Consider the following 16,134-nt stretch of genomic DNA (forward strand, 5'->3'; position numbering starts at 1 on the left):
ATCCTCAATGATGAATCTTTGATGGCTGTACCTGGAATAAAAATTGACCCTGTATGGAATTGTAAAACTGTATCTGCAAATACCAATTCAGTAATGGGATTGAATACAGAATCATTATTAAAATCTATCCACACCCTTACATGTTCGGGCATATCCGGATTTGTTTGTACTGAGATAGAATAATTCTGCCCCTCAGTTACGGTGGTACCAAATGTACAGCTATAATCCTGATATCCTTCCGAACCATCTCCGGTAGTATTATTGATAGTATTAAAGGTAACATTATAAATGCCTACTAGACAGCAATTACCCGTAGTTGCCGGAGTACAGGATGGAGCTTTGGGACCAGGGCTAACATTAATATAATTGGTCTTGATAATCGTATCACTGCCATAAGCATTCGTTACTATAAGGGTTACCGAAAAAATACCAGCCGTAGAATAGGTGTATGACGGGTTTTGTACTGTATCGGTTCCGACACTATCCCCAAAATCCCAATACCAGGCATTTACAAGGTTTACTGTCAGGTCAGTAAAGTTTACAGTAGAAAAGCAGATCGTTGTTTTATCCGCAATAAAATCTGCAACAGGTGGATTAGGATTTTGCTGGATCGTTACGGCATAATCTTCATACTGACCCTTGGTTACAGTACCGCAAGGTGTGGGAACAGCAAGCCCGGCATCATCAGAGGCAACACGCAAACGCAAGGAAGTATCCAGAACAGCTCCACCCGGAATCTTGATCGTATCAGAGTGAAATTGAAGCACGTTATCAGAGACAAAGATCAGCTCAGTAACATTATCAAACACAGTATCATTGTTAAAGTCAATCCAGGCACGAACATTTTCAGGAAAACCAGGATTTGTTTCAACTGAAAATAAATATTTAATTCCCTCGGTAATACTTGTCCCATTGTTACAGCTATAATCCTGGTACCCGTCTACCCCGTCAACAGATGTTTTATTTAAAGCGTTGAAGGTAATATTATAAATACCATAACCACAGCAATAGGCAGCAGTAGCAGGTATGCAAGCTGCAGCTTGAGGGCCTAAGCTATCATAAGTAATGTAGTTGGTCTTAATAACTGTATCGTAGCCATACACATTAGATGCAATTAGCGTAACCGTATAAGCGCCCGGAATGGTATAAGTATAAGAAGGATTTTGAACACTATCGGTTCCTAAGCTATCCCCAAAGTCCCAAAACCATGAGGTTGCATATAGCCCGGTTTCGGTAAAAGTGATGATACCATTACAGCTAAATATTTCATCGGCAATAAAGTCACTTATTGGTGGAGCAGCAAAATCAAAAAGCAAGATATCATCAATAGCCATATCGCTCGTAAAACCCGGACCTGTTACACCTCTGAACCTGATCGTAACCGAGCCGTTAAATGCTGACAGATCAATTTGTCTGTTTAGCCACGGATCAGTTTGCACAGCTTGTTGTTGGCCAATAAGAGAATCTACGGTGATCCATACTCCGCCCCAATATACATCAACGTATAAAGCGCCTGTATTACTGCCAAACATGTGATACCAGAAATCCAGCAGGGGCACACCAACTGAAGTAAGGTCAATACAGGAGCTTAAAAGTACTGCTGTTGATAAATTACACCCTGAAGCTTCTGTATAGACGTAATTTCCGGTCGCTGTTCCAAGCGTATGGTCAATAGTGGGCCCGGTGCTGCCTGAAGATGTACCGCCTTCATCAACTGTCCAGTCAATATCATCATCCGTAGCATTTTCCCAATCTCCAATCAGCAGACAGGCAGAACCACAGCCTGTTAGACAAGTTGGTTCAGCTTCAAAATCTTCAAGAAATGGGAAGATATTAATAAGGGGATTAATGACCTGTTTGCTTTTAGTATCATTAAAAGGAACCGTATCTCCGCTTAATGCCGTCCATGCGTCAAAATTATAGGTGCCAACGACAGAGAGATCTGTAGTAGTTAAGAAAGTGAAACTGATGGTATCATCAGGGACAAGTACACTAAGGATCGTATCGTTTACAACCGGCCCTGCATTGATCTGGTAAACAACCGGTATAACACTTTGTGTATCAGTGCCAAAATTTTTAACCCTGATCATAACGGCTTCATTGGTGTCTAGCCCGCAGCCTGAATTTGGGGCATCAATAGCGATCACCCCAACATCATCAGGTGCAGGGGGACCCTGTGTTATTTCAATCCGTGTATTAGGTCTTTGAAGTGTACCGGCTGTAAATGTCATATCAATACAGATATCAGGGACACACGAATCACAATACCGGTAACCATTTGAATTAAATGTTGTTGCAGTATAAAAAACAGAGGAATTGCTCGTCCAGTTATTATTATCAAAGCATGTTTGAATTAAAATGTTGGAAACACCATCCCAGAAAAATGGTGTAGAAAATGTAAAAGTATTCCAGCCCGTTGTGGCAGTATGATTACCTAAAAAAACCGGAATCAGCCCGGTTTCCCAGCTTGTCACTGCAGTAGAAGTGGTGGTTTTTATCAGAACTTTAAATCCATTCATTGTCTGAGCTGCTGCAGTTGAAACATTGAGAGCAATTGAATAAATATTTCCAGGCCCCATTCCAAGCGCCTGAAGCTCGGAGGCAAGGAACAGTATCTGATTTTTGTTATCCTCATAAAAGGTTCCAAAAGGGGTTTCCCCTGTACCCGTGGTGGTGGTATTTGCTGTACCTACTGTGAATATAGTTGTTTGCGAAAAACCTGTTTGCGATAGGAGGATCGCTGCAATGAATAATTTATTAAATAACTTTTTCATAAGTTCTCTATTTTAATTGTGTCATTATAGTACATTTATTCTTTTTCCATAGATAAAATAACCTATTAGAATAGCTATCACGCCAAAGAAAAGACCAAACCCCCAAAAGAAAAGGTTATAAAGCCGGTCAAAACCATGTTGAGTATCTAATCTAAAATTGTCCATCTGTTTTTCAAGCGCTTTCAGATATGCAGTAATAAGAATTTGATTCTCTTTAAGCTGAACCAGATCGCTTTCAACACGGGTCAACCTTTCTTCGACCAAGGTCAACCATTTTTCAATCCGATTCAATATATCTCTATCCTCTTTAGTAAATGATATCGCTTGAGCGTATCCCTGAGACAAAAAGTATGCAGTGAATATAATATTAATAAAAATTATTCTGAACATCCGAATTTTATGTTTATTCTAAAAATTTACAAAGTTAAATAAAAAAGATCATTGATACAATAAAATTACTAGGCTATATTTTAAATTAGCATTGCAAAATGCATAATTTTTCAAAATCACATTGAATACCTTTAAGTCGGCAATCGGCAGTCCACAATCGGCAGTCCACAGTCCCCAGTCGGCAATTGTTTTTTGCCGACTGGGGACTGTAGATTGCCGACTTTTCTCTATTTATACTTTTCAGGATTTTTTATTTGTTGTTTTTTGCCGATTGCCGACTGCTGACTGCCGACTTTATCAGTTTCGTGTACATTTACAGAGCTATGATACAGTTTAACACGTTATTCTAAAATATAGCCAATTACTATTATCGGTAAACAATTTTCTTTACTATATAACTTTGACCATTATTAATTTTAAGAAAGTACAATCCTTTTTGTACAGAAGATAAATTTATCTACTAAAATATTTCAGCTTTGCGACACGATTTTTCACCACTTGATTTTTTGTTGGATCAACAGAAAGGTTCATAGCTTCTAATGCTGTTGCGCCTAAAAGAGGTTCAACATTATTCTCTCCGATAATAACATTTGCAGCTCCCAGGCGATCATCCTCATATTGAAATATTGCAAAAGTATAAGGTCTTGTGATCACTTGCATATCAGCAAGCTCTAATTCCACTTCTCCTACCTCTTCTAACCCCAATTCCTTAACCATTGAGCCAGGTAAAAGTGAATGTAAAGAACCTGTATCAACCAGAAAATGGATATTCTTTTCAGTTTTTCTGTCTAATGAAAAAACTACTACATCAGCGTAAGTTAATCCCATGATGGCTCGCAAGTTAAGTATAATAATTGAAACAACAAAACACAAATACAAAAAAGAACCTAACTTCATAAATTGATTAAAAAGATATTAAAATGGTTAAATTGTTTTATGGTTAAATTGTTATATGGTTTTATGGTTTTATGGTTTTATGGCTATATGGTTGGATGGCTATATGGTTGGATGGCTATAGAATCAACAATTTAACAATATAACCATTTAGTCGTATAGCCATAAAATCAAGCTCTAAACATTGAAATTCCGATACAATCAATTAAGTTTGTACCAACAGAAATAAAGTTCAGCGTATGACTGTCTATTTTCAGAGGAAAATTTTTCCCACCCTTTCGGGTGGTCACCTGTTAGGGGCGCTATGTTTTATCTTACTAATCTGGCTGTCTTACAATAGTTTTAGTCAGAGTCAGACTGAAAATTTCGATATAGCCGGGGCAGACTCTCCCTTAGCTAATGCTTACCTAAGCCTTGCCGATTCCCTATCCAAAGCCGTACAATATGACAGCGCTATTTATTACTATCAAAAATCGGCCATAATCTACAAAGATGAAAAAAAATGGGAGAAATACATTAACTGCCAAAACCAAATCGGCTGGAATTTAGCAATATACCTGGGTGAAATACAAAAAGCGATTGAACTTTTAAACAGCACGCTTAAAACAGGTATAAGCAAATTAGGAAAAGACAATTTATTTGTTGCAAAAACATGCAATAATCTTGGAGTCGCTTTTTATGTATCAGGCAGCTATGATAAAGCATTGGAATACTATAAACGCTCATTAGCTATATGTTTAAAAAAATCTAAATCAAGCATCATTGGTGAAGAGTCCAACATTCTCAAAGAAGTGGCTACAATCTATAATAGAATGGGACTTGTTTATTGGAAAAAAAGCGATTATGAAATGGCATTGGAATATTATTACCTCTCCTTGTCTATAAGAATAAAAAATTTCGGGCAAGTTCATTTGGATGTAGCTGTAAGCTATAACAATATTGGCAATGTTTATATTGATATTGGAGATTACGATCAAGCATTACGATTTCAAAGGCTATCTTTATCAATCAGATTAAAAACCTATAACCAATATCATCCTGAAGTGGCAGCAAGCTATAATAACCTCGGACTTATTTATGCGATAAAAGGCGATTATTACAGGGCATTGGATTATTATCAGCAAGCTTTGCGGATAAGATTGAAAACCTTTGGTTCTCAACACCCTGAAACGGCTCAAAGCTATAATAACATAGGAATCATTTATGATGAAGAGGGTGATTACTTCACAGCTTTGGAATATCATCAGCAAGCTTTGCGGATAAGATTGAAAACCCTTGGTTCTCAACACCCTGAAACGGCTCAAAGCTATAATAACATAGGAGTTGTTTATGATGATATTGGCGACCAGGAAAAAGCAACCAAATATCTTCAGTATTCCTTGTCAATAAAAAGGAAGACTCTTGCGGCTGATCATCCTCATATTGCTACCACCTATAATAACTTAGGTCTTGTTTATGACGCCAAACAAGATTATGAAAGATCACTGGATTTTTTTCAGCAATCCTTATCTATAAGGTTGAAAGCACTTGGGGAAGATCATTACAGGGTAGCCGAAAGTTATACTAATATTGGAAATGTTTATGTTGAGAAAAAGGCTTATTCCAAAGCATTAGATTACCATAACAAAGCCTTAACAATTGATGTCAATGTTTTTGGTAATTACCATCCTTTAGTTGGTATAGATTATAATAGCCTTGCAAAACTTTTTTTAAAACAAAGTCAATTTAGAAAGACTCTAAATTATTATCAAAGCGCAATGCAATCATTTGTAAAGGGGTTTGAGGATAACAGCATTTATGTCAATCCGGCTTTACCCGGTATCTATCAATTGAAAAAAGGTGAGTCAATGATCAATTCTAAATTGCATTTATTAGAGGCTTTGGAAGGAAAGGCAGAGGCTTTTTATGGAAAATGGAAGAAAAGGGATAGATAATAGTTGCAAAAGTAATAGTAATGTGGTATTAGAAAAATTAAAATCAAAAATAGAACAAACATTACAGATACCGATATCAAAGCGTAAGTTTATTCAATGGTAGTTTTTTGATGATTTTACCGTTGTTTAAAATTTTCTAATAATAAAGTAAACTTTTATTATTAAATTTGCGTAAATGGAAATAGAGTTTGGTACAAAAGATTTAAGGGCTTATTTTGAATGTAAATATTCAGGGAAACAGCCTTTTTCAGAAAATATTATAGAAGGATACAGAAAGGTAGCAACAATAATGATCAAAGTAAATAATATTGTTATGCTTTCTCAATACAGGTCATTAAATGTTGAAAAATACAAAGAGCATTGGTCAGCAAGGATCAATGATCAATTTCGTGTAGAATTTGATTTCATTAAACCTAATACTATCCACCTTATTAAAATATCAAAACACTATGAATAAATCAAAACCAATAAAACTTACAAAAGAAATAGTGCCAGGACAGGCATTTCATCCGGGCATATTTTTGAATGATGAAATAAAATATAGGAATATTAACCAAAAAGAGTTAGCCAAAACAATGGGCATTACCCCTATAACATTAAGTGAAATAATACACGGTAAAAAAAATATAACCCCGGCAATTGCCTTAAAATTAGAAAAAGCATTAGACATAGATGCTCAAAGTTGGATGCGTTTGCAGTTAGGTTTTGAATTAGACAGCATAAGAATAAAACACCGCAATGAAATAGCAAATACCAGCCTTTCAAAAAAACAAAAAGAAAGTTTAACTCAAAAAGTGCTGCAGCAGGTTTGAATTAATATAAAAAATTATTTTAAGGAATAAAACGCTCCTTTTATAGGGATGAGATCCAATTATTTGTTATGGGCTACACCACAAGAAACATAGGCACATGGAAATTGGAAATATATGAGGCTTCCACCGGCAAAACTGTCTATAATATCTTTTTTGCCAGCAAATTCATCGGATGACCCAAACGCACAACCTGGAGAGTCATCCGATGATAACCACCCCTTGTCATAGTCATTGTCTATTGTCATATTGTCTACTTGTCTACTTGTCTTGTATTACTATTTACTGATACGAGCTCCCATCAAACCGCTCAAGATAATCCGCCACCTTTCTCACAAAAGTCCCCCCTAAAGCCCCGTCTATTACCCTGTGGTCATAAGCGTGGGATAAGAACATCATATTCCTGATGCCAATAGCATCCCCTTGCGGGGTTTCGATTACAGCAGGTTTTTTTTGGATGGCTCCGACAGCGAGAATAGCTGTTTGCGGCTGCATAATGATGGGTGTGCCCATTACATTTCCGAATGTGCCAACATTTGAAATTGTATAGGTTCCATCAGTGAGGTCATCAGGGATCAGCTTGTTCTCCCTTGCTCTTCTGGTGAGGTCATTGACTTTTTTTGCCAGGCCGGTTAGATTATACTGATCAGCATTTTTGATCACAGGAACGATCAGGTTACCGCTGGGCAAGGCCACTGCCAATCCTATATTAATATTTTTATGAACAATGATCTTGCTGTCGTCAACAGATACATTCACCATCGGGTGGTCTTTGATGGCTTTTATGAGTGCATCTATAAAGATAGGTGTAAAAGTGAGCTTTTCACCTTCCTTTTTCTCAAATTCAGCTTTCACCTTATTCCTCCACATGACGATATTAGATACATCGGCCTCCACAAAAGAGGTAACATGGGGTGAGATACGCTTTGACTCAACCATCCTCACAGCAATCATCTTTCGCATTCTGTCCATTTCTATGATCTCATCCTTTCCACTTACCGAAAAAGCGGGTGGAGCAGAAGGTGGTTGTGGTATGGTGGAAGGCGCTGCGGTCGTTTGCCCGGCCTTTTCTAAAACCGCTTCCTGTGCAGCAGTTCCAGAAGCAATTGTGGTTTTTACACCTGTCCCGATATGATCTGAACCAACCGCAGTTCTGTTATCTACATAGCTAAAGATATCTTTTTTGGTAACTCTTCCATCTTTACCAGACCCCGGCACATACTCCAACTCTTCCATAGGTATTTTTTCATGGCGTACAATATTCAATACCAGAGGTGAATAGAATCTGCCGGCAACAGGTTTTTCTAATTTCCAGTGTCCATCTGTTGAAACATCAAGGACTGGGGATGAGGGACTGGGGACGAAGGAGGGGGAAGGGGCAACGTCTCTCGTCACTGGTTCCTCATTCTTTGTTTGTTGTTCAACAACTTTCGTTTCAGCGCCAGCTTCAATTTTATCAGAGTTAGTACTAATGACAGCAATCGGTTTTCCAACTTGTACAACATCCCCTTCCTTAGCTAGTATTTCCTTTAATATGCCAGCCTCCGGAGCAGGGATATCCGTATCAACTTTATCGGTGGCTACTTCTAGCACAGATTCATCCTGTTCAATAGTATCACCCTGCTTTTTCAACCATTTCAGGATGGTACCCTCCATGATACTTTCGCCCATTTTGGGCATGGTCATTTCTACTAAAGCCATTTTTGGTAATTTGTAAATAATGTATTTTTCATATTTAGTTCTCGCAAAAGATAAAGTTTTTATCTCATCAATCCATTTTGCAAATATAATAATATTACAAAATAATTACAAATTACAAGCAAAAATTATCCATTCTCTATAAGTCTTTGCCTTACCAGATTAAGCGCTGCAATAGCAGCTAATTTTATATTTTTCTCTCTACCCGAACTGTTAGTCCAGCCTGCCTGCCACTGCGATGGCTTATACCTGGCCTGTCCGCCAGACAGGCGGGCAGGCAGGCCTGCTTGGGTATCATTGCCCAGCATTAATTTTTTAGTAACGGTACCTCGTTCGTCAGCACAGGCGATCCATACCGTGCCTACCGGCTTATCATGCGTACCACCTGTAGGTCCTGCAATGCCGCTGGATGAGAGCCCGATTCTTGTTTGGAATTTCTTTTTTATACCTTCAGCCATTTCAATAACAACCTGCTCACTCACTACCCCATGCATATCAATAGAGACCGGTTTTACATCAAGTTCCTTTATTTTGATATCGTTATGATAAGCGACAATACTACCTATAAAATAATCTGAGCTTCCGGCTACAGACGTAAATTGATGTGCGAGGTACCCGCCCGTACAGCTTTCTGCTACCGCTATGGTTTTGTTTTGATCCCGTAGCAGAGCCCCGACAACTTTTTCAAGCGTATCGTCATCATATCCAAAAATGTATTTTGAAATAATATGTTTCACCTTTCCAATTTCAGCTTCGGTTTGCTCTTTTAATAATGCTTCATCTTGTCCGATAGCTGTTAACCTTAAACGGACTGTACCAAGTGTGGGTAACCAGGCAAGCCCGATGTTAGCTGGTAATTGATCCTGCCATTCTGAAATTTTCTCTGAAAGAAATGATTCACCGATCCCAACAGTATGAACTATTTTATGATAAATAGCCGAATGGTTAAATTTATTTTTCAGTATAGGGAGGACATATTGGCTCATCATTTCTTTCATCTCGTAGGGCACTCCCGGCATACTGACAAAAATTTTCTCTCCTTTTTCAAACCACATACCCGGGGCTGTACCTATATTATTAGTGATTGGTTTGCAGCTTCCCGGTATAGCTGCTTGCTGACGGTTTAATTCTGTTAATTCTTTACCTCGCTGCTTAAAAAACGTTGTTACATCTGCCAATGCTTTTTTGTTGATCTTTAATTTTGAATCAAAATATTTAGCAATGGTTTTCTTGGTAATGTCGTCTTTGGTTGGGCCTAATCCCCCGGTGATAAGTATAATCCCGACACGTTGTTCTGCAACTTTTATTGTGTTTAAAATGGCTTCTTCTTCGTCTGCGATAGATGTTATTTGCAAGACCTTAACACCTATTTTATCCAATTCAAAAGCCATCCACTTAGAATTGGTATCGAGAGTTTGTCCGTATAAAATCTCATCTCCTATTGTTATGATCTCAGATGAAGGCATTGGCATAATATTGTATAGATTTGATATGCAAAGTTAGCATTTGTTTATTAATAAAAAATAAAATACGTAATTTGGCCGCCAAATAAAATGAACCCCAATTGAAAACCTCCCCTGCATATCTGCCACAACAAAAGAAACAAGAGCGAAAAAAGATTGTTAAAGAAGAATCAATTTTTATCAAATTAAACGGAACGGATCAATTACATCTAAAGCGGTTTTATAAAGATAGTAGTGACGAACCAGTCTTTATGGTACATGGTTCGATAGAAAACGGTAAAATATTCTATTCTGCATCCCAAAAGGGCTTGGCCCCATACCTTGCCCGTGAAGGATACGATGTGTTCGTAGCTGATTTACGCGGCAGGGGAATGAGCAAGCCGGCTATTAATAAAAGCTCAACGTTTGGATTAACAGAAACATTGAGTGAAGAATTTCCTGCATTTATAAACAAGATCAAAGAAATAAAAGGTAATGTACCACAACACTGGGTGGCACATTCATGGGCTGGCGTTTTATTTCTTGCATATATTGCCCGGAACCAAGATGCCTGCCTGCCAAACCTGCCCCGATTTTATCGGGGCAAGAGGCAAGTGGGAGGTAGGCAGGAAGTAAAGGTATCTTCCATGGTATTTTTTGGAGCAAAAAGAAGGATAAGCGTATGGAGCTGGAAAAAGTTCTATATGATCAATATCATGTGGATCTTCGTTTCACGAATGATCATAAAATTAATGGGCTACCTGCCTGCAAAAGAAATGAAAATGGGAGCTGATAATGAAACCGGAAAATCACATCACGAAACAACGGTTTGGTTAAAAACTAAAAGGTGGCTTGACTGGAATGATGGCTTTGATTATGCCGAAGCGCTCAAAAAAGTAGTGCTTCCCCCCGTGCTTTATCTGACAGGTGCCGGTGACAATATTCTCGGCAATCCTGTGGATGTAAAATTATTGATGGATGAAACGGGAGTTCAGGATAGCCAATTTTATATTGTTGGTAAAGCCAATAACAACCTGCACGATTATGGACATATTGATATTCTCACTCACCCCGATGCGGTGAACGATCATTACCCGTTTGTGCTTGACTGGATGAAAAAGGCTGGTAAGTAGTGTTCAATTCTAACTCTGAACTCTGAACCCTAAACTCTAAACTCTTTAAATCCTTTTTATAGAACACCCAATCGCTTTGGTAGCATTCGGCTCAATTTTTTCCCCTGAGATCATATTATTGATAGCATTTTGCAAAAAATGAGTCTTTACATTCTGAATTCTATACTTTGCATCGCTATCAATAGCTCCCTTATAAACCAATATGAGATCTTTGTCAAACAAGAAAACATGGGGTGTGCGGGTAGCTCCGTAAGCATCAGCTAATTCATTGTTTTTATCCAATACATAGTTAAATGAATATTTGTTGCTTATAGCATAATGTTTCATCTCACGTAAAGATTCTCCCTTATCACTTCTGTAGGCTTCATTGGAATTTACAGCCACCATCCCAACCCCTTTTTCTTTACATAACTTGGCAAGTATAGTATACCTGTCATTACTTTTTTCTACATAAGGGCAGGTATTACAGGAAAAAATAACCAATAAGCCGTTTTCACCTTTAATCTTATTTAAGGTAGCCACCTTCCCGAAAACATTCTGCATTTTATAATCCGTTTTGGGCGCTTTTGAACCTATTGGGAGTTCTTCCATTAATACATTCCCGGTATTTGGCAAACCCAACATGCTAATTACGATAAAAGATAACAATATAGTTTTCATGGTTTTAAAAATTTAAAATAAGTAATAATATATCAGCTACAAAGATAAGATAAATATAAAAATAATATTAATTTTACAGATTTTTTACGGACTATCCGGTTTTATACCCAAACGATATGATTTGTGTTTAAAAAATGATAAGAGAGATATTTACCAAACAGTTCAACTATAATTATGAAGTCCTGAAAATCAATACGGAAAAACTCAATGATGAAGATGGACTGATACAGCCGCAAAAAGGAGGAAATTGCCTTAATTGGGTCATTGGCCACATCATCGCTACAAGGGGAACGATACTTAAATCATTAAATGAACAATCTGTGTGGGATAAAAAAACAACTGCTTTGTATGAGCGAGGTTCAGCCCCTATCACAGGTACCCGGAATTCTAAAGCGCTTTCTTTAAAAAAATTACTCGATGATTTTGAGCTATCCCAAAAACGTCTGATTGCCGGTTTGAATAGACTCAATAAGGATGATAAAGAACTGGTAGAAAAGATTGCCATGTTCTCATTTCACGAATCATATCATGTGGGGCAGACCGGGCTTTTAAGAAGGATCATAGGGAAGGAAGGAGCGATAAAATGATCTATGAATTTATGCGCTGTCAGTCAATCAGGCTAATCATAATTCAGGCAACTTTTATTGTACCAATATTACTATTCTCCACTCCTGCTTCCAGCCATCATGCTGACACTGCCATTGTCCCATTAGATAAAAGAAATCTAACGGAGCAGGCAAACCAATACTTCCATATAGCCGACTCCCTTAGCATAGCTGCTCTATACCACACTTCTACCTACTACTTTCACCAAGCCGCCATCCTGTACAAAAAGATGGAAATGTGGGATAAGTATGTGACATCTTATAGCCATATGGGCTGGAACAATATTATGCAGGCCAAATACTCTGAAGCGCTTGCACAATTAGACACAGCCCTGTATACAGCATTGCTCAAATTAAATTCCACACACACCGCTCTTGCAGCCTGTTATAATAACTTTGGGACATTTTATTGGAGTAGGGGTGAATATGACATGGCACTGGGATATTACCGGCAAAACCTGAACATCAGCCTGGATAACCTTGGTAGTGAACATACTTCTGTAGCAGCTACTTATATTAATATAGGAAATGTTTATTATGATAAAGGTGACTTTGATGAAGCAATGCTATATTATAAAAAGTCTTTATCAATTTTTGTAAAAACCCATGGTCCTAACCATCCTCGTGTAGCTACGAGGTATAATAACATGGGAAATGTTTACGCTGAAAAAGGTGACTATGGTGAGGCTATGATGTATTTTAAAAAGGCTTTATCAATCAGCCTGAAAACCCTTGGGCATGACCATCCCCAGGCAGCTATGATCTATAATAACATGGGAATTGTTTACGGTGAAATAGGCGACTATGATGAGGCAATGATATATTTTAAAAAGGCCTTATCAATCAGGCTGGACTTCCTTGGGCATGACCATCCCCGGGTAGCTTCAAGCTATAATAACATGGGACTTGTTTATCATGAAAAAAGTAACTATGATGAGGCAATGATATATTTTAAAAGGTCTTTATCAATCAGGCTGAAAACCCTCGGTCCTGACCACCCTGATGTGGCTATCAGCTATACAAATATTGGATCTCTTTATCATGCTTTGAAAGCGTATGATCAAGCCATAGAATACCAGGATAAAGCCCTGGCAATATACAAGAATAGCTTTGGAGACTATCATCCTGATATAGGGTTAGTTTATAGCAGTATAGCCTCCATCTTTGTTGCACGTGAAGCATATGATACTGCACTGGTTTTTTACCAGAAGGCAATCGGAGCTTTGGTGGCGCTATCACCAGCGTTGAGGAAGCAGGGTATTGGCACGTACTACAAAACAATCTATGAAAATCCGGTAATACCCACTATTTATGATGTAAAGGAAGGAAGAAACACCGTTAATTCTAACCTGGTATTACTGGGTGCATTGGAGGGAAAGGCGGAAGCGTTTTATGGAAAATGGAAAAAAGGGTAGATCTTCGTCAGACCACTAAGTTTACCCCGTTGAATTTCTTCTATTCAATGGAGGGAAGGTTTTGTGGCGAAAAGTGGTCAGACGCATAAATGGGAGGAACACTTGGCAGTAATCTTTTAAATAAACATTTTTTTATAGTTAATTAAAAATTGTTACTTTTATGCCTTCAAACTTACATCTAACCTTTTTAAAAAAAATATTTACAGATGAAACACAAGATAAAACTTATTTCGCTGGCTTACATAATTTCAAGTAATATGCTGTTAGGCCAAACAAATGATTCATTGGTTATAAGAAAAATATTCAGTGAAGCATTATCCAATGGAAAAAGCTATGAATTACTGGATCATCTGTGCAATAATATAGGAGGCCGATTAAGCGGTTCTCCCCAGGCAGCCAAAGCAGTAGAATGGTCAAAACAGGTAATGGAGGATTTTGGGTTTGACAGGGTCTTTTTGCAGGAAGTGATGGTACCGCATTGGGTGAGAGGAGAAAAAGAATATGCTGAAATAATTAAAAGTAAAGGAAGTGAGAGCATAGCAGTTCCTGTTTGTGCGCTTGGCGGGTCGGTAGGCACAGGTTCAAAAGGTATTACTGCCAATGTAGTCGAAGTGCATAATTTTGAGGAATTGGAAAAGTTGGGTGGGAAAAAGCTAAAAGGGAAGATCGTGTTTTATAACCGGCCAATGGATCCTACACATATTACTACTTTCCGGGCATATTCGGAGGCTGTCGACCAGCGATGGGCCGGGGCAATGGAAGCAGCTAAGTATGGCGCCATTGGTGTAGTAGTCAGGTCAATGACCTTGGCGCTGGATGATCACCCGCATACAGGCAGTATGGGCTATGGGAATGATAGTAATGGATATTATGAGGATGAAATAAGCGTTGAAAAGGATATTAATAAAATTCCTGCAGCAGCTATAAGCACAAAGGGTGCAGAATTATTAAGCAGCTTGCTTAAAAAAGACCCCGGATTACAGTTTCATTTCAAAATGAGCTGCCAGACATTGCCTGACGTCAAATCTTACAATGTAGTTGGTGAGATCAAAGGAAGTAAATTCACGGAGGAGATCATTTTAGTTGGCGGGCACCTGGATTCATGGGACCTGGGGGATGGTGCACATGATGACGGTGCGGGTTGTGTACAGGCGATAGAGGTTTTGAGGATCTTTAAAGCTTTGAACATTCGTCCAAAACGGACCATCAGGGCTGTACTTTTTATGAACGAAGAAAACGGACTGCGTGGCGGAAAGAAATATGCCGAGCTGGCAAAGACAAATAAGGAAAAACATATCGCAGCCATTGAATCAGATGGAGGCGGCTCTTCACCAAGGGGTTTTGGAGTTAGCGGTAAAACCGAACAGGTTGATAAAATAATCAGTTGGACGAAATGGTTTGAGCCGTATGGACATTATCAAATAACCAAAGGAGGCGGTGGCGCAGACATCAGCCCCCTCAAAGACCAAAACGTTACGCTGATCGGATTGAGGGTAGATTCTCAACGTTATTTCGATTATCACCATGCCGTTACGGATACGTTTGATAAGGTAAATAAAAGGGAGCTTGAGCTGGGCGCTGCTGCAATGGCGGCTTTGGTTTATTTGCTGGATGAGTATGGATTGTAAAGTATTTTTAATCTCTATCTGTTTTTATACCTTGAAAAAAATAAAATAAAAATAATTGTGAAAATATTTGGAATTTAGCCTTCCACCCTTTATATTTACAAATTATTAAATGGTTGTCATTAACTTTTTTTCTAAATGAAAATATTTAAAACAATATCATTATTATTATGTTTTACTCTTATAACTTTTGTTTCAAGAGGGCAAAGCTGTAAAATCTTTGGAGTATATTGGGACAATATAAATTCAGTTGAATCCCTCGCATCTATTGATGTAGATTCAGGAATCATAACTACTGTTGGGAGTATACCTGGTGTAAGTAGTTGGAGTCTAGGCACAAGTACGTTTGACTATTTGAATGGTTATTACGTCTTCACAACCAATCTTGGTATTACCGTTGTAAATTCTCAAAATGGCAATATTGTTAATACTTTCCCAAGTATTAGTAATTTAAGTGGATTAGAATATGATTATGTAACAAAAAAAGTTTATGGGGTATATTGGGATTTTGCTAATTCAGTTGAATACCTTGTATCTATTGATGTAAATTCAGGAGTTATTGCTATTATTGACAGTATTCCTGGCGTTACGAGTTGGGGTGTGGGTTCCAGTACATTTGACTATGCAAATGGTAATTACATTTTCAATACCAATCTCGGAATTACTGTTGTTAATGCCCAAAATGGCAATATTGTTAATACTTTCCCAAGTATTAGTAATTTAAGTGGATTAGAATATGATTATGTAACAAAAAA

15 protein-coding genes and 1 pseudogene are annotated in these 16,134 nt (G+C 37.9%); 7 read left to right on the forward strand and 9 right to left on the reverse strand.

What is annotated here, in order from left to right:
* From FVQ77_09740 to FVQ77_09760, 5 genes and pseudogenes are all read right to left on the reverse strand, one after another.
* Positions 1 to 1,142, reverse strand: a 1,142-nt coding sequence (locus tag FVQ77_09740; protein ID MBW8050601.1) for a PKD domain-containing protein, incomplete at its 3' end; no start/stop codon positions are given.
* 168 nt (positions 1,143 to 1,310) lie between these two features.
* Positions 1,311 to 2,774: pseudogene (locus tag FVQ77_09745) on the reverse strand (hypothetical protein).
* Positions 2,775 to 2,798: 24 nt separating this feature from the next.
* The gene (locus tag FVQ77_09750; protein ID MBW8050602.1) at positions 2,799 to 3,164 is read right to left on the reverse strand and encodes a hypothetical protein; all 366 of its coding nucleotides are present in this window, start codon (positions 3,162 to 3,164) and stop codon (positions 2,799 to 2,801) included.
* 367 nt (positions 3,165 to 3,531) lie between these two features.
* Complete coding sequence (locus FVQ77_09755) at positions 3,532 to 3,621, reverse strand: T9SS type A sorting domain-containing protein (GenBank protein MBW8050603.1); 90 nt, start codon at positions 3,619 to 3,621, stop codon at positions 3,532 to 3,534.
* Positions 3,618 to 4,061, reverse strand: coding sequence for a hypothetical protein (locus FVQ77_09760; protein MBW8050604.1), 444 nt, complete (start codon positions 4,059 to 4,061; stop codon positions 3,618 to 3,620). The genes FVQ77_09755 and FVQ77_09760 overlap by 4 nt, the downstream gene beginning before the upstream one ends.
* 236 nt (positions 4,062 to 4,297) lie before the next feature.
* Here FVQ77_09760 and FVQ77_09765 point away from each other — a divergent pair, with 236 nt between their 5' ends.
* From FVQ77_09765 to FVQ77_09775, 3 genes are all read left to right on the forward strand, one after another.
* On the forward strand, positions 4,298 to 5,992 hold the full coding sequence (locus FVQ77_09765; GenBank protein MBW8050605.1) for a tetratricopeptide repeat protein: 1,695 nt from the start codon (positions 4,298 to 4,300) through the stop codon (positions 5,990 to 5,992).
* Positions 5,993 to 6,167: 175 nt separating this feature from the next.
* Complete coding sequence (locus FVQ77_09770) at positions 6,168 to 6,449, forward strand: hypothetical protein (GenBank protein MBW8050606.1); 282 nt, start codon at positions 6,168 to 6,170, stop codon at positions 6,447 to 6,449.
* Positions 6,442 to 6,804, forward strand: coding sequence for a HigA family addiction module antidote protein (locus tag FVQ77_09775; GenBank protein ID MBW8050607.1), 363 nt, complete (start codon positions 6,442 to 6,444; stop codon positions 6,802 to 6,804). The genes FVQ77_09770 and FVQ77_09775 overlap by 8 nt, the downstream gene beginning before the upstream one ends.
* A 59-nt stretch (positions 6,805 to 6,863) precedes the next feature.
* On the opposite strand, the gene FVQ77_09780 is transcribed toward FVQ77_09775, so the two are convergent.
* The 3 genes from FVQ77_09780 to FVQ77_09790 form a co-directional block, all read right to left on the reverse strand.
* On the reverse strand, positions 6,864 to 7,049 hold the full coding sequence (locus tag FVQ77_09780; protein MBW8050608.1) for a hypothetical protein: 186 nt from the start codon (positions 7,047 to 7,049) through the stop codon (positions 6,864 to 6,866).
* A gap of 34 nt (positions 7,050 to 7,083) precedes the next feature.
* Positions 7,084 to 8,502: a 2-oxo acid dehydrogenase subunit E2 gene (locus FVQ77_09785; protein ID MBW8050609.1), complete on the reverse strand. Its 1,419-nt coding sequence runs from the start codon at positions 8,500 to 8,502 to the stop codon at positions 7,084 to 7,086.
* A 125-nt stretch (positions 8,503 to 8,627) separates the two neighbouring features.
* Positions 8,628 to 9,971 carry a competence/damage-inducible protein A gene (locus FVQ77_09790; protein ID MBW8050610.1) on the reverse strand — a complete coding sequence of 448 codons (1,344 nt, stop codon included), beginning with the start codon at positions 9,969 to 9,971 and terminating at the stop codon, positions 8,628 to 8,630.
* A 242-nt stretch (positions 9,972 to 10,213) separates the two neighbouring features.
* On the opposite strand from FVQ77_09790, the gene FVQ77_09795 reads away from it, so the two are divergent.
* A complete protein-coding gene (locus tag FVQ77_09795) occupies positions 10,214 to 11,074 on the forward strand; it encodes an alpha/beta hydrolase (GenBank protein MBW8050611.1) in 861 nt (286 codons plus the stop codon).
* Between the two features lie 45 nt (positions 11,075 to 11,119).
* On the opposite strand, the gene FVQ77_09800 is transcribed toward FVQ77_09795, so the two are convergent.
* Positions 11,120 to 11,734: a thioredoxin family protein gene (locus FVQ77_09800; protein ID MBW8050612.1), complete on the reverse strand. Its 615-nt coding sequence runs from the start codon at positions 11,732 to 11,734 to the stop codon at positions 11,120 to 11,122.
* Positions 11,735 to 11,868: 134 nt separating this feature from the next.
* On the opposite strand from FVQ77_09800, the gene FVQ77_09805 reads away from it, so the two are divergent.
* The 3 genes from FVQ77_09805 to FVQ77_09815 all read left to right on the forward strand — a co-directional run bounded on the left by FVQ77_09805 (position 11,869) and on the right by FVQ77_09815 (position 15,382).
* Positions 11,869 to 12,321, forward strand: coding sequence for a DinB family protein (locus tag FVQ77_09805; protein MBW8050613.1), 453 nt, complete (start codon positions 11,869 to 11,871; stop codon positions 12,319 to 12,321).
* A complete protein-coding gene (locus FVQ77_09810) occupies positions 12,318 to 13,754 on the forward strand; it encodes a tetratricopeptide repeat protein (protein ID MBW8050614.1) in 1,437 nt (478 codons plus the stop codon). Before FVQ77_09805 ends, FVQ77_09810 begins: the two co-directional genes overlap by 4 nt.
* 206 nt (positions 13,755 to 13,960) lie before the next feature.
* A complete protein-coding gene (locus FVQ77_09815; GenBank protein ID MBW8050615.1) occupies positions 13,961 to 15,382 on the forward strand; it encodes a M20/M25/M40 family metallo-hydrolase in 1,422 nt (473 codons plus the stop codon).
* Positions 15,383 to 16,134: the final 752 nt, after the last annotated feature.

The organism is Cytophagales bacterium (genome assembly GCA_019456305.1).
Lineage (GTDB): Bacteria > Bacteroidota > Bacteroidia > Cytophagales > VRUD01 > VRUD01.

Excerpts from the sequence above, each read along its gene's own strand:
- FVQ77_09800 (MBW8050612.1), bottom strand. The coding sequence starts at position 11,734 with ATGAAAACTATATTGTTATCTTTTATCGTAATTAGCATGTTGGGTTTG.
- FVQ77_09805 (MBW8050613.1), top strand. The coding sequence starts at position 11,869 with ATGATAAGAGAGATATTTACCAAACAGTTCAACTATAATTATGAAGTC.
- FVQ77_09795 (MBW8050611.1), top strand. The coding sequence starts at position 10,214 with ATGGTACATGGTTCGATAGAAAACGGTAAAATATTCTATTCTGCATCC.
- FVQ77_09770 (MBW8050606.1), top strand. The coding sequence starts at position 6,168 with ATGGAAATAGAGTTTGGTACAAAAGATTTAAGGGCTTATTTTGAATGT.
- FVQ77_09750 (MBW8050602.1), bottom strand. The coding sequence starts at position 3,164 with ATGTTCAGAATAATTTTTATTAATATTATATTCACTGCATACTTTTTG.
- FVQ77_09785 (MBW8050609.1), bottom strand. The coding sequence starts at position 8,502 with ATGGCTTTAGTAGAAATGACCATGCCCAAAATGGGCGAAAGTATCATG.
- FVQ77_09815 (MBW8050615.1), top strand. The coding sequence starts at position 13,961 with ATGAAACACAAGATAAAACTTATTTCGCTGGCTTACATAATTTCAAGT.
- FVQ77_09780 (MBW8050608.1), bottom strand. The coding sequence starts at position 7,049 with ATGACAATAGACAATGACTATGACAAGGGGTGGTTATCATCGGATGAC.
- FVQ77_09775 (MBW8050607.1), top strand. The coding sequence starts at position 6,442 with ATGAATAAATCAAAACCAATAAAACTTACAAAAGAAATAGTGCCAGGA.
- FVQ77_09765 (MBW8050605.1), top strand. The coding sequence starts at position 4,298 with ATGACTGTCTATTTTCAGAGGAAAATTTTTCCCACCCTTTCGGGTGGT.
- FVQ77_09810 (MBW8050614.1), top strand. The coding sequence starts at position 12,318 with ATGATCTATGAATTTATGCGCTGTCAGTCAATCAGGCTAATCATAATT.
- FVQ77_09760 (MBW8050604.1), bottom strand. The coding sequence starts at position 4,061 with ATGAAGTTAGGTTCTTTTTTGTATTTGTGTTTTGTTGTTTCAATTATT.
- FVQ77_09790 (MBW8050610.1), bottom strand. The coding sequence starts at position 9,971 with ATGCCAATGCCTTCATCTGAGATCATAACAATAGGAGATGAGATTTTA.